10 protein-coding genes, 1 tRNA gene and 3 pseudogenes are annotated in these 13,477 nt (G+C 36.2%); 2 read left to right on the forward strand and 12 right to left on the reverse strand.

From position 1 onward, the window contains the following. Positions 1-4 precede the first annotated feature (4 nt). The 4 genes and pseudogenes from OTJ99_RS08215 to OTJ99_RS08230 all read right to left on the reverse strand — a co-directional run. Positions 5-334 carry an STAS domain-containing protein gene (locus OTJ99_RS08215; RefSeq protein ID WP_045165850.1) on the reverse strand — a complete coding sequence of 110 codons (330 nt, stop codon included), beginning with the start codon at positions 332-334 and terminating at the stop codon, positions 5-7. Positions 335-502: 168 nt separating this feature from the next. Further along, positions 503-576: transfer RNA gene (locus OTJ99_RS08220), tRNA-Gly, on the reverse strand. 109 nt (positions 577-685) lie between these two features. Continuing rightward, a pseudogene (locus OTJ99_RS08225) lies at positions 686-2,126 on the reverse strand (ISLre2 family transposase). Between the two features lie 143 nt (positions 2,127-2,269). Then, positions 2,270-2,808, reverse strand: a pseudogene (locus tag OTJ99_RS08230) (ABC transporter substrate-binding protein); the annotation flags it as partial. Positions 2,809-3,033: 225 nt separating this feature from the next. Here OTJ99_RS08230 and OTJ99_RS08235 point away from each other — a divergent pair. After that, a complete protein-coding gene (locus tag OTJ99_RS08235; RefSeq protein WP_162182157.1) occupies positions 3,034-3,177 on the forward strand; it encodes a hypothetical protein in 144 nt (47 codons plus the stop codon). 17 nt (positions 3,178-3,194) lie between these two features. On the opposite strand, the gene OTJ99_RS08240 is transcribed toward OTJ99_RS08235, so the two are convergent. From OTJ99_RS08240 to OTJ99_RS08265, 6 genes are all read right to left on the reverse strand, one after another. Further along, complete coding sequence (locus OTJ99_RS08240; RefSeq protein WP_045165849.1) at positions 3,195-4,418, reverse strand: L-lactate MFS transporter; 1,224 nt, start codon at positions 4,416-4,418, stop codon at positions 3,195-3,197. Next, complete coding sequence (gene purE / locus OTJ99_RS08245) at positions 4,384-4,911, reverse strand: 5-(carboxyamino)imidazole ribonucleotide mutase (RefSeq protein ID WP_045165848.1); 528 nt, start codon at positions 4,909-4,911, stop codon at positions 4,384-4,386. The genes OTJ99_RS08240 and purE overlap by 35 nt, the downstream gene beginning before the upstream one ends. Before the next feature lie 6 nt (positions 4,912-4,917). Beyond that, positions 4,918-6,072 (reverse strand): 5-(carboxyamino)imidazole ribonucleotide synthase, encoded by a 1,155-nt coding sequence (locus OTJ99_RS08250; RefSeq protein ID WP_045165847.1) that lies wholly within the window; start codon positions 6,070-6,072, stop codon positions 4,918-4,920. 149 nt (positions 6,073-6,221) lie between these two features. Beyond that, positions 6,222-8,090, reverse strand: a complete 1,869-nt coding sequence (locus OTJ99_RS08255) for a DUF4914 family protein (protein ID WP_045165846.1) — start codon at positions 8,088-8,090, stop codon at positions 6,222-6,224. 83 nt (positions 8,091-8,173) lie between these two features. Beyond that, positions 8,174-8,359 carry a hypothetical protein gene (locus tag OTJ99_RS08260; RefSeq protein WP_235374820.1) on the reverse strand — a complete coding sequence of 62 codons (186 nt, stop codon included), beginning with the start codon at positions 8,357-8,359 and terminating at the stop codon, positions 8,174-8,176. A 327-nt stretch (positions 8,360-8,686) separates the two neighbouring features. After that, the gene (locus OTJ99_RS08265; protein ID WP_268748509.1) at positions 8,687-9,019 is read right to left on the reverse strand and encodes a DUF2294 domain-containing protein; all 333 of its coding nucleotides are present in this window, start codon (positions 9,017-9,019) and stop codon (positions 8,687-8,689) included. A gap of 324 nt (positions 9,020-9,343) precedes the next feature. Between OTJ99_RS08265 and OTJ99_RS08270 the strand changes: the two genes are divergently transcribed. Continuing rightward, entirely contained in the window at positions 9,344-11,041 is a 1,698-nt protein-coding gene (locus OTJ99_RS08270) for an IS1182 family transposase (RefSeq protein WP_045165845.1), read from the forward strand. 24 nt (positions 11,042-11,065) lie between these two features. Here the strand turns inward: OTJ99_RS08270 and hcp are convergent. Both hcp and OTJ99_RS08280 read right to left on the reverse strand, forming a co-directional pair. Then, positions 11,066-12,669 (reverse strand): annotated as a pseudogene (gene hcp / locus OTJ99_RS08275) (hydroxylamine reductase). 46 nt (positions 12,670-12,715) lie between these two features. Then, complete coding sequence (locus tag OTJ99_RS08280; protein ID WP_045165844.1) at positions 12,716-13,438, reverse strand: ATP-binding protein; 723 nt, start codon at positions 13,436-13,438, stop codon at positions 12,716-12,718. Between the last annotated feature and the right edge of the window lie 39 nt (positions 13,439-13,477).

A 13,477-nucleotide genomic window follows, 5' to 3' on the forward strand; every position in this document is an offset into this window, starting at 1 on the left:
AATTTTAGCTCAAAGCCTCATCAATAGTTGTATATTTCTTTATCAGCTTTTCTATTCCACAAGTTGAAAGAAATCTGTTGATATAGCTTGAGCTGCAAACCAAGACAAGTTCTTTTGCAAAAGCCCTTGCAGTTTTGAACCTTCCGACCAGAAAGCCAACACCTGATGAGTCCATAAAGGTAAGTTCTGAAATGTCAATTACCACTTTTTGTACCTCAGGACTTACTATTTTCATGTCAAATCTTAATCGAAATCTATCTGCATTATATTGATCAAGTTCACCTCTTATCTTTAAAATCAGCGTTCCTTCCATCATAATTGCTTCAAAATCCATTTTTTGCACCTCGATTTGAAAGTTATATTACTTCTAATTCTATATTACCCCAAAAAATCCTTCAGTATTTTATGTAATATTTTGTCGAAATAGAATATTTTGCTTTATAAATGCAAAACAAAAAACCCTCAATGGCTCTTTGGCCATTGAGGGGTATGCTTTCTTATCTGGAGCGGGTGATGGGAATCGAACCCACGCTACCAGCTTGGAAGGCTGGTGTTCTACCATTGAACTACACCCGCTCTTATTTGCTTGTCCTTTGCACAATAGATATTATAATATCTAAAATAATTGTTGTCAATAGCTATAGAAAGATTGGATAGTGTCAAGAGTTTGTAGGGAAATTTTTTATTAAAATACGACTGCATTTAAGAAATCTCCAGTACTTAGACCTTTCAGTACTCTAAACGTCAAATAAACTTTTCCTCTTGCTAAAATTGGCACATTATTCCTCGTCTCTTCAATCTGTTTCTTTATCTTCTTAACATCTTTTCTCACAATTTCTTTCAATATTTTTTCTTCTTTCTCTTCCTTGCTACAAATCTCTTTTAAATATGCTTCTTTCAAGTTTACACCATTATACTTCAAGCTCAATAACTTTACCATTACTTCTGCTCCTTGTTCGCTCCATCCTCTTGGTCTTGAACTCATCCTATCTGCTAATACATGGCTTACATGCCCTTCTGCACTGCATCCTTTTATAATCCTATTATCTAACTCTAATACTATATTATCCCAATGATTGGCTATATATCTCCTACTTTCACTTATCCTCTTCAACGCTCTTTTGTCCCCTCCAGCCTTTTCCATCGCTTTAGCTACCAATCCCTCAAACTTCTCTCTATCCTTATCCCTCAACGCTTCTACTATCCCAGCAAATATATTCTTATCTCCACCGCTTATTTTGATTACCTCTCTCATTAGATGAAACCTGTCTAATACAAATTCTGCACCCACTATCCATTCAAGCCCTTCCTTTATCCATGCCGCTCCATCCCCTAACAAATATAATCTTCTCTATCCTCTCCGTTTCATAGTGCTCCTCTATATATTCACTTACTTTTGACCAAAAATCTTCTGGTCTCTCTTTAATACTGCTAAAATAATGCACCCCTTTCAATTCCCTCCTTTTGACAACTCCCTTTTCTCCCTTATATCCCTCATTTATGTACGCAAGCTTCGCTATCTTCCCTTCTCCGTTTTGTAACGAAATATGATCTTCATTTGCCTCTATATAAAGTTCTTTTACCACTTTTTTACTGCCTGCAACTCCTTTTCTATTATGCTCGATTCTATCTAACTGAGCTGCCTCTATCCTCCTCAAAATATTCATTACACTTTGTCTTGCAATTTTCTCTTCTCCTAATACTTCTTTGGCTGCTCTTTCATATGACATCTCTACTACCTTCTCAACTATTGCTGCTTTGACTGCTTTGTCTATTCTTTGGTATTTCTCTATCCCCAAAATTTCATCTGCTAAATACACATACCCTCCCTCTCCTTTATTCTTGTAGTACGTCCTTATATATTCCACATCTCCAAATATTGTCTTTATGCTCCTCTTATCTTTCCTTACAACCTCATACCTTGCCTTCCTCTTCTTTTTATTCCTTACAATCTCATCTACAAGTCCGCATGCCTCTTTTATCATCTCCTTCCCTATCTCATCCATCTTCTCCTTCAATTCCATTGAATACATCGCTATATCCTTCTCTCCTCTTAATATCTCCACTATCCCTTCTCCAAATCTATTTAAAAGTTTTTCTATTTTTGCTATAATATTATCAAACATTTTGCTCCCTCCTTTGGTTTGTTTTTCCTTTCAGTTCTCTTCTTCTTTTTTTTTTTACTCATTATTTTATATCATTCTCTCATTTTTCCCAAGAGGAGGGAGCATTTTTTCTATCTCAAGTCCTATAAATATTTTACACTAAGTTTAATATCTGGATTTTCAGCTTGAATAATCTCAACATTTCCACCTTTGGTAGTATCTTTAAGTCCAGCTTTGTTTAATAAAAACCTTAATACAATATCCTGAGTATTCCCAAATTGAGGAACCGCAATTTTCTTACCTTTTAGGTCACCTAAATTTTTTATATTCAAGCCTTGCCTTGAGACCAGCACCATTCCTCCATTTGTAGCTCCTGCGATAATCTTTATTTCCCCGTTTGTCTTTTCAAAGCCGTTTATCGCAGGAATTGGCTCAATATAACCTATGTCAACCTCATCAGCTAAAAACGCTTCTATCTCGGCCGGACCTGCCTTGAAAACCTTATATTCAACTTTTACATTTTTGCCTATCCTTTTTTGGAACGTTTCTAATTCTTTTCCTACTAATGCCTGTGCATGAGTTATGTTTGGAAAAAAGCAATTCTAACTTTTTCTTTTTTGCATAACATCCTGAAAGAAGTACCAACATAACAACTTGCAGTATAAACAAAACAATCATTTCTTTGATATCTTTTTATTTCTATTAATGTTCCTACTTAATACTAACTATTTGTATCTAAATACTATAAATTTAGGTTAATTTATTACCTCTGCTCAAAACAGTTTTGAGCAGAGGTAAATTGTCATTTTTTAAATTCATAAATTTCTATCTAATTACTTGGTTATTAAGATTATAATACAGGATTTTTTTCATGTCAATACTATTTTATTTCGCGTATCCACTTACACTGGAGGGGGCGTGTATAGTTTTGGATTTGTATGTATATCCGTCTTTATCACCATTTTTTGTCTGCTTCATGTATCCTAAAAGAACAAAAGCCACAAGCACAGGTGAAGTAATTTCCATCAACCTGCTTGTGGCAAGGTTATTGAATCTAATCAACATAGGTTAAGTAGGAGAACTTTGGTTTTAACTTTTCCTTAGTTGTTTTAATCCATAAAAGGCAATTATCATGCCAATTATAGATAGCATAGAGGTAATATAAAAATTAAACACATAACTTCCGAATATATCCCTCACAGACCCAGAAATCAAATTTCCTAAAACAGCTCCTACACCATAACCTGTGAAAAGAAATCCATAATTTTTACTATAATGAAGCAATCCAAAAAGCTTTGCAGTAGCAGTCGGAGCTATCGAAAGCCAGCCACCTAAGCTCAGCCATAACATGCTAAAGGCTATTATAAACAGAACCTTGCTCCCTTCTTTTACAAATAACATGCCTAAGGAAGAGAAAAATATAATTGCAAAATCAATCAAAGCAGCATATCGTGGTGAAATCTTATCTGTTAAAAATCCAAACAGTGGTCGACCAAGCCCATTAAATATTGCAAAGATTGAAACCGACAAGGCTGCCATCTCAGGTGTCAGTTTTACAATTTCTTGAGCAACAGGACTTGAAATTCCGATTGCCATTAAACCACTGAATGTACCAATCACAAAGCACAACCATAAATACCAAAAAGTAGAGGTCCTTAGCATTTCAGAAGGTGTGAAATTTCTTGTAAAACTGTTTGTTTCTTTAATTATTTCCTTATTTTTTCTTCTCATATTTTGATTTGGAAATTTGAGAAATAATGCTAACGATACTATCACGATGAAAAATATTATTCCTAAAACCCTCAATGTTACGAAAGGTCCAAAGTAGGTAATTAACCTTCTTGCAATAGGTGCTGTTACAAGTGGAGACATTCCAAAACCAAGAACAGTCAGTCCTACAGCTAATCCCTTTTTATCTTCAAACCACCTTGTTGAAACTGCAATTGGCACACCATAGGCAATCCCAACTCCACTTCCAGCTATTATTCCATAGCCTATTGTCATCATTAACAAATTGTCCGAAAAACCAGCTACAAGCCATCCAATTCCTACTAAAGTTCCACCTGCTATTGCAACAATTCTGGGACCATATTTATCAATATATCTTCCAGCAATAGGCATAAACAATGCATAAAATACCAAAAAGAACATATAAGGCAAGCCACTTTGAGTTGCATTCAAATCCAAAGTCTCTTCTAAAGGTTTTCTGAATACACTCCAAGAGTAAACTGAGCCAAGACATATATTCATAATAAGTCCTAATAATACATAAATATTTCTATTTACTCTGCCTTCTTTCAAGATAGCCCTCATACCCTACCTCCTCTAACTCTTTTGCCTTCTCTTCAACTTCATTCTTCATTTTTTCTTTGTACTCAGCTATCTTCTTTCTTATCTCAGGATACTTCACCCCTAAAATCTCAGCAGCCAAAATTCCAGCATTCTTAGCATTGTTGATTGCAACAGTTGCCACAGGAACACCTGCCGGCATCTGAACAATGGATAAAAGAGAATCAAGTCCATTTAAAGAAAATGTTTTTACAGGAACTCCAATAACTGGCAAGTTTGAAATTGAAGCAACCATTCCTGGAAGATGGGCAGCTCCACCAGCACCAGCCACAATCACCTCAATTCCCCTTGCCTCTGCCTCTTTTGCATATTTGAACATCCTCTCAGGTGTCCTGTGTGCTGACACAATTGTTATTTCATACTCAATTCCAAAATCTTCTAAGACTTTTGCTGCCTCTTTCATAACAGGCAAATCTGAGTCACTTCCCATAATTATTCCAACAAGTGGCTTTTTCATTGCACTTTACACCTCCGCTTTTATTTTCAACACTTCCTTTACTTTCCTTGCCTTTTCTATAGCTCTTTCTAAGTTATCGTCAACTATTGTTACGTGTCCCATTTTTCTGAAAGGTGCACTTATCTTTTTGCCATAGAAGTGAAACGAAACACCTTCTATTGAAAGTGCATCAATCAACCCCTCTATGACAGGTCTTCCTTTGTATCCATTTTCACCTAATAGATTTATCATCACTGCAGGAGACAAAAGTTTGGTAGAACCAAGTGGTAAATCACAAATAGCCCGAAGGTGCTGTTCAAACTGACTTGTAATGCATGCTTCTATGGTGTAGTGGCCTGAGTTGTGCGGTCTTGGAGCAATCTCGTTTATTAAAATTTTTCTGTCTTTTCTTAAAAAAAGCTCAACACCAAACACACCAACACCTTGGAGTGCTTCAACTGCCTTGATTGCTATCTTCTTTGCCTCATCCTCTATATCCTTTTCAACTCTTGCCGGCACAAGGAGCATATCAAGAATGTTTGCAGTCTCATCGAAAACCATTTCTACAACAGGATATGAAACAACATCTCCTTTTTTATTTCTTGCAACAATAACAGCAAGTTCTTTCTCTACGTCTACAAATTCTTCTATATAAGATTCAGTTTTGAGAACTTTATTTATATCATCTTTACTTTTTATAACCACAACTCCTCTACCATCATATCCGCCTTTTGTTGTTTTTTGAACAAGCGGAAAACCAAAGCTCTCAAAAAAAGATATATCAAAGCTCTCTACCCTTTCAAACCTCGGCACAGGAAGCCCTGCACTTTGTAACACCTGTTTTTGCTTCAGTTTGTCTTGAATTATCTCTAAGCAATATGGAGATGGCAGAATATTGTATCCCTTATCATAAAGTTCTTTTAGAACGCTTGTGTTAATATGCTCTATTTCATAGGTTGTAATGTCACTTTTTTCAACAAGCTCTTTTAATTTTTCTGGGTTGTAAAAATCACTTACAATCAGCTCGTCTGAAACTGAAGCTGCAGGACACGCAGCACTTGGGTCTAAAGAGATAACATAAAACCCCATCTGCTTTGCCTTTTGAGAGAGCATCTTCCCAAGCTGTCCACCGCCAATTATACCTATTTTCATAAGAGGATAGCCAAAAACTCCTTTGTTCATTCTTTTCCCTCATCTCTCCTTTTTAAAAGTGTAGCTGTTTTAAAAGCTTTCAAAAAATGACCTCCTCATAGAATTAAGAATATTTTATCTTCAATTCCATGAGGAGGTCAACAGCTTGAAAGTATATTCTATTTATTTTTAGATATATTCTACTTTATCAACGAAACATAATCCTCTAAACTCCCGTCATCTAAGCAACATTCTATAATCTGTCTTCCAAGAGGATGCAAATCCAATGTTTTGAACTTGACAATCTCTTTTTTGAAGAAATCTGTCAAAATCTTTGCACCTTCCATATATGCTTCTTCGCCAACTTCTGGCTGAAGATCAACCTGAAGCAAAAACTTCGGAATATATGTCCCTTCGACCTTCATGTACTCAAGTGCATACCCTAAAAGAGGAAGTTTAGCAGGTTTTAACTGGTCAGGTCTTAGTCTTACATTTCCTCTTTTTGCTAAGTACTCTCTTGTAATCCATTGTGGCATAAAGCCTACTTTATATGCACCAATGTATTGATTTGGAACGAGAATATATTGAGTCCTTGTAAATTGTAATATTTGTTCTAAAAGTAGGTTTGCCTGCTTTACCATAAGACCTGTTGCAAATGGCCAGTAAGAACCAACACCTTCAGAGCTCAAAGCTTCAGCCTGTGTTATGCTTGGGTTAGCATGGCCACGGGGGCTGACAAGCCTCCATAGCCATGCCAGTGCAGGTGGTAGAAGATGAAATATGCCTACTATTCCGTATGTGGGTTTTGACTTTGTGCAAGGTGGTGTTCTTACCCCAAAACTTCGTATATCAACCTCAACAGGTTCATCTACAATATTAGGGACGAACCTGCGAGGTAAAATCACTCTCGGATTTGGACAGGGCTTGCCTGGTTCATCCATTGTATGCTCCCAAATAAGACAAGTTGAACCAGGCACACCTTCTAAGTTTAAGAAAATAAGTGGCTCTGGAGGATGAATACAAAGCCTTTCTAATTGCGGGTCTGTGCCATAATGAGGAATATTGTCAAGCCTTACAAACCAGCCTTGTTCTGCATCTTTTACAACCATTTTAGAACCTGTTTGAAGGCTGGGATGAACGAAAGCAATATCATCTGTAACAGGATGGATTTCGCATGACTCTATTATCTCAAGGTATATTCTCTCTTTTGTTATAATGTTTTCGCCCAAAAGAACCCTGTTGTCTTTTTCTCTATGCATCTGCTGGCACATTTCGCTTTTACCGCCACCACTTGCACCTTCGTGCATGATTGTTATGACGTTGTCATATGGTGTGACAATTCTCACAGTTGAGGCGTGCGCAGCTACCCAGCCTTCCATCTCGCCAATGTTCAAAAGTACACCATATACGCCTTTTTTAGCACTCGGTCCTGGATACAGATTATACGAAAATATCTCATGAACACCGTTTACCCTATTGTGTACAACCACTTGTTTGCCGTTAAAATGTGTGTGTCTGAATGGTGGAGCAACGTAAATTACCGCTTTCGGCTCAAAAAGCTCAATCTTTTCAAATTCACTTCTTGGAATAAACCCCTGAATATCAGCAAGTGCAAAACCAAAAAACGCAGCATTAAGCGGTGCTATTACAAGAGCAGGATAACCGTGTTCTTTCCCACCAGCATAAAAACCATATACAATCAGTTCCTGTTTTTTTAACCATTCAATTGTTTCTTTTCTGACCTCTTCAAAATTATCTCCGTATACATCTTTATACCTTGGCTTATCAGTCTCACCTTCATCACCGATAATCAAACTATCAGGGTCTCTTCGTCTCATGTATACATCTGGATAATTAACAACAATGCCATTTTTGCACCTTGTGACAATTGCCTCAACTACTTCACCCTTGCCTTCAACCTCGTATTTGACCTCAAAAATCATATTGTCTTTTCCACCAAGTGATAGGTCAATAAAATCAGATCTTTTTTCAGGCATAGTTATTCCCTTGCAGCTATTCAAAATATCAAAGACTTCATCTTTTACCTTCAAGTTTAATAATTTATTCATTGTAATAAATACCCCCCTGTTTCGAAATTTTAGTTATTCTCAATAAACTCTATTTTCTCAAGTACAAGCCTCAAGATGTATCTTTAATCGTCTACAGTTTCCTTTGTTTTCTTGATATCGTCAAAATTATCCTTCAAAAACTCTACAACATAACCTTCTAAACACTGCACAACAACCTTTAAATCTTTGAGAAAGTTTTTGTCTTTGTTCGTGTAAAAGGTAAGTGTCTTTGTGTTGAGGTGAAATACATCCAACAAGACAAGTGGCAATGCCCATATATCAACATAGCTCCCGTCCCAAAAGTATTTGTAAAAGAAGCTTGCTAAAAAAGGATTGGTTTCACAATACTCTTTAAAAAACTTCTCTATAAGTATAAAAAACTTTTCTTGTCAAAAGTTTTGAAGCCAAATCTTTTGTTCTGTGGAGGTTTACCTCATAAATCTCAGTAAACAATACAAATACCTCCTTAAGTTACATTTTTCAACCTTAACACAACAACAAAAAAAGCCAATATTTGCAAAGCTTTTTACCTTGTAAATATTGGCCTACCTTGCAACTGGCCATCTTTCTGGCCCTTTGCTCGGTCTGCCAATTTTTTACTTTAGACGTTTTTCTAAATTTTCATTTAAAGTTACTACTATCACCTTTTCCCCATTGGTAGTATTGACATCAGAGTATATTCCTGCAATGTCAACATCTATAACCTCTTTTATGAGTTTTTCTAACTCATCTTTTGCATTTTCAAATAAAGTCGCTCTTACCTTTTTGATAAGCTCAACCCCCTCTTTTGTCTGGGCAAGCTTTTTTTCAGTAGGGCTTAGAAAACCAATTAATCTTACAACTATTACATCTTCTGTGATTATTGTCTTTATTTGTTTTGGACCCCTGCCCATATACTCCATTTCAAACTTGCTGACTGCTTCACTGATTTTTGCTTATATCTGTCCTTTTGTCATCCCTTTTTGTTTTTCGCCTATAACATTAGTCTGGTCATTAGTATAGCAAAATGAAATTTGAATGTCAAGATTATTCAAAAATTTTTGTAGTAAACTTTTAACAGATTGATATTAAAGCCATTCTGGACAACCAACCTTTAAATTTTGCAAGTTTACATTTTTATTTTTTCATTATTTAGCCAAAAAATAGAGGCTGTCTAAAAAGATGAGGTGACAGCCTCTTTATTTTTACTGTATTTACATTGTGAGATATTTATGATATAATATCTCAGAAATGATTACATAAGGAGGATTAATATGCCACGCAAACATGATAAAATAGTCTTCAAAGAATATAACCCCAACCAATTAATAATGCCAATCGACCCTGAAGCCTTTATCCCTCAAACTCATCTAGTAAGAGCAATCGATAAAATCATTGATAAAATAGATATCTCAACCATAGTAGAGAAATACAAAGGTGGTGGGACTTCCAGCTACCATCCTTTGATGCTTTTGAAAGTACTTATCTATGCTTACATACAGGGGATATACTCTTCAAGAAAGATAGCAAAAGCACTTCAAGAGAATATAACCTTTATGTGGCTTTCAAAACTTCAAACCCCTGATTTCAGAACTATCAATAGATTCAGAAAAGAGATAATAGGTGATTGCATTGAAGAGATTTTCGCACAAGTTATTGAACTTCTTGTAAAACTGGGGTATGTAAACTTTGAGTATTACTACCTTGACGGGACAAAGATTGAAGCAAATGCGAACAAGTATACATTTGTATGGGCAAGAAGTACAAGAACATACAAAAAGAAATTAAGAGAAAAAGTAAGAGAAATTCTTAATGAAATAGAGAGGATAAATGAGGAAGAAGACAGAATTCTTGGCGAGTTGGATGTCAATTTAGAAGCTGATTATGATAGCCAAGAGCTTGAACAAAAAGTTGAAGAACTCTCCCAAAAGATAGCAGAAGCTAACTTTGGGAGCAAAAGGAAAGAAAGGAGAGTGAAAAAGCTTGTAAAAACTCTCCAAAACAACTGCGTATTAAGACTCAAGAAATATGAGTCTTATGAGCAGATCTTAAATGGCAGGAATAGTTTTTCAAAAACAGACAATGATGCCACATTTATGAGGATGAAGGATGACCATATGAAAAATGGGATGCTAAAACCCGGGTATAATGTACAAATCGGCACACAGAACCGATTTGTCATAGGTTTTAGCATCCACCAAAGTCCCACAGACACTGTCTGTCTAAAGGAACACCTTGAGCTTGTGACGAAGATAACAGGCCACAAGCCAAAGAACATTGTAGCAGACAGTGGCTATGGGTCTGAAGAAAACTACCTTCATCTGAAAGAATGTGGCATAAATAGCTACATTAAGTATAACACATTTGACTTGGAACAGACAAGAAGATTTAAGAAGGATATTTTCAATGTAAGGAACTGGGAGTACATAGCTGAAGAAGATGCATATATTTGTCCTGCTGGTAAGAAGGTGAAATACTTATATCCGAAGATAAGTGCAAATGAGAGAGGATTTGTAAGTTATGAGAAGGTATATCAATGTGAAGATATTTGTAATGGTTGTGAACACAGAGAAAAATGTTATAAAGGTAAGAGATGGAAGAAGAGATTTAGTATAAGACCGAGGTTAGAGAAATTGAAGGAAGAGGTGAGGCAAAGGCTGTTAAGTAGAGAAGGCGAAGAGATTTACGAAAAAAGGAAGATAGAAGTTGAGACAGTATTTGGGATAATAAAGAACAATAAAGGGTTTAGGAGATTCCTGCTCAGGGGTATGAAGGGTGTGAAGCTTGAGTGGGGTTTGGTTTGTATTGCCTATAACATAGAAAGATTGGCGAAGATAATAATAGGGGGTTGGAGCAAAATTGCCAGCCAACCCTCTTGCTTTTTACTGCATAGTTCAATATTAACATTAAATACCATCAAATGCTTGATTTTGGTTATTAAAAATTATTGTTTTTGGGCAGCACTATTTTAGGTTTTTGTAAATCCTAAAAAAACTTTACTTCCTGCTTAAAATCTCATTTAAATCTTTTTCAGGATTAGATATTGGTTTTATATTGAACTTTTCGACTAAAACCTGCAAAATATTCGGTGATACAAAAGCTGGCAATGATGGACCTAAATAGATGTTCTTCAAGCCCAAGAACAGTAGTGTCAATAGTATTGCAACAGCTTTTTGTTCAAACCATGAGAGAATTAAGGTAAGTGGTAAGTCATTTACATCACAATTGAATGCCTTTGCAAGCTCGATGGCAATGACAAGAGCCGAGTATGCATCATTGCACTGACCAATATCCAAAAGTCTTGGAAACTCGCCAATAGTACCAAAATCCTTTTTGTTAAATCTGTACTTGCCACATGCTAAGGTCAAAATCAACGTATTCCTGAGCGTCTTTTCTGCAAACTCTGTATAGTAGTTTCTGCCTGGTTTTGCACCATCACATCCACCAATTAAGAAGAAGTGTTTAATTTGGCCACTTTTAACTGCATCAATTATCTTGTTTGCAAGGCCAAGCACAGTGTGATGTCCAAAGCCAACAAGTATCTTCTTTTCCTCTTCATCCTCTTGCCAGCCACCAAGTTCAAGCGCTTTCTGGATTATTGGTGTAAAGTCCTTTTTGCCATCCACTTCCTCAATATGTGCAACTCCATCAAAGCCGACAACACCTGTTGTGAAAATTCTATCTTTGTAACTATCTTTTGGCTTTTGCAGACAGTTTGTTGTCATCAAGATACAACCTGGAATTCCGTCAAATTCTTTTTGCTGGTCTTGCCATGCTCCACCATAGTTTCCTACTAAATGTTTATATTTTTTGAGCTCTGGATAGCCATGTGCAGGTAACATCTCGCCATGGGTGTAGATATTAATACCTTTACCTTCTGTCTGCTCTAATAGATCTTTTAGGTCTTTTAAATCGTGTCCAGAGACAATTATAAATGGCCCCTTCTTCTTTGAAATCAAAACCTCTGTTGGCTGTGGATGACCAAAGGTTTGTGTGTGCGCTTCATCAAGTATTTGCATGCACCTGAAGTTCATCTTACCAAGTTCCATGCATAGGTTAAACAGTTCATCTGCTGAGATGTTGTTGTCTAAGGTTCTTGCAAGCGCTGTAAAGAAGAAGTTGTTTACATTTTCATCTTGCTTTCCAAGCGTTGCTGCATAATGAGCATATGCTGCCATCCCTTTTATTCCATATATTAGTAGTTCTCTTAGTGACCTTATATCCTCGTCAATCTCGTCTGCTAAAATCCCAACCTTTTTCCCATCTTCAATCATCTTTTCTACATCTTCTGGTGGTCTGTAATCTACTGCAGCAGGTACGTTTTGTAAGCTACCCACCTGATTTTTGAGATTTTCTTTTACTGTTTGTGCTTCAAGGATATACTTTACAAATCTTTTCTCATCAAAGTTCACGTTTGTAAGTGTTGAAAACAGGGCATCCATCATAAACCTTGTTGTGTACTGATCAATTTTCTTTCCCTGTTTTAAAAGTTGATCACCTAAGTAAGCAATGCCCTTTAGCTGGTACAAAAGAAGATCCTGCAAGTTAGCAACTCTGCTGTCTGTTCACATTGAAAACAAAACATTTCTGTTTGAATCATTTCAAATAACACCTCCAAAAGTTATCTATAGATTTTTACCAAAAATTTATTCTTTTATACCACCATCAGTGGTAATTGTAACCTCTGAATACGGTAAAATCTTTTGTACCTGAAGCATAGCTTTTTTAACTATATTTGCAATACCAGTACAGCACAGCACTTCCATCTTGACAACTGTTATACTCTTGATTTCATGATTTTGGATTATCTCTAAAATCTTTTCATAGTAATATTCAATATCGTCAAGTTTGGGACACCCTATTATTGTAACCTTTCCTTTCATAAAATCCTTGTGAAAAGCCGCATAAGCATACGCAACACAGTCAGCTGCAATCAAAATGTGGCTATCTTCAAAAAACTTAGCATATGGATTGACAAGAGCAAGTTGCACAGGCCAGTTAATAAGCTCAGATGAATCTTGCACCTCTTGCACTGAAGGCTTAGCTTCCGAAGGTGCAGCAGCTTCTTTTTTCTCAATAATCCTTTCTTGTGAACCTGGACACATACATGAAAATTCTCTCTTAGATTTAGTTTTTTCAATTCTCTCTTCTACAGCCTTTTCATTAAAAGGCTTCACATCTGCCTCAATTATCTCAATCGCCCCAGTTGGACAAACAGGAAGACAGTTCCCAAGCCCATCACAGTACTCTTCGCTCACAAGCTTTGCCTTGCCATCTACCAGCTCAATTGCACCCTCAACGCAGGCATTTACACAAAGACCACAACCATTGCATTTTTCTTCATCAATTTTGATTATTTTTCTCACCATATCCAATCATCCCTCTCTGTTTAGTTGCAATTATATTTT

The sequence above is a fragment of the Caldicellulosiruptor naganoensis genome (assembly GCF_026914285.1).
Classification (GTDB): domain Bacteria; phylum Bacillota; class Thermoanaerobacteria; order Caldicellulosiruptorales; family Caldicellulosiruptoraceae; genus Caldicellulosiruptor; species Caldicellulosiruptor naganoensis.

What these genes read in the sequence shown, in the direction of transcription:
- OTJ99_RS08255 (WP_045165846.1), bottom strand. Translation starts at nt 8,090, where the DNA reads ATGAATAAATTATTAAACTTGAAGGTAAAAGATGAAGTCTTTGATATT.
- OTJ99_RS08270 (WP_045165845.1), top strand. Translation starts at nt 9,344, where the DNA reads ATGCCACGCAAACATGATAAAATAGTCTTCAAAGAATATAACCCCAAC.
- purE (WP_045165848.1), bottom strand. Translation starts at nt 4,911, where the DNA reads ATGAAAAAGCCACTTGTTGGAATAATTATGGGAAGTGACTCAGATTTG.
- OTJ99_RS08215 (WP_045165850.1), bottom strand. Translation starts at nt 334, where the DNA reads ATGGATTTTGAAGCAATTATGATGGAAGGAACGCTGATTTTAAAGATA.
- OTJ99_RS08240 (WP_045165849.1), bottom strand. Translation starts at nt 4,418, where the DNA reads ATGAGGGCTATCTTGAAAGAAGGCAGAGTAAATAGAAATATTTATGTA.
- OTJ99_RS08250 (WP_045165847.1), bottom strand. Translation starts at nt 6,072, where the DNA reads ATGAACAAAGGAGTTTTTGGCTATCCTCTTATGAAAATAGGTATAATT.
- OTJ99_RS08280 (WP_045165844.1), bottom strand. Translation starts at nt 13,438, where the DNA reads ATGGTGAGAAAAATAATCAAAATTGATGAAGAAAAATGCAATGGTTGT.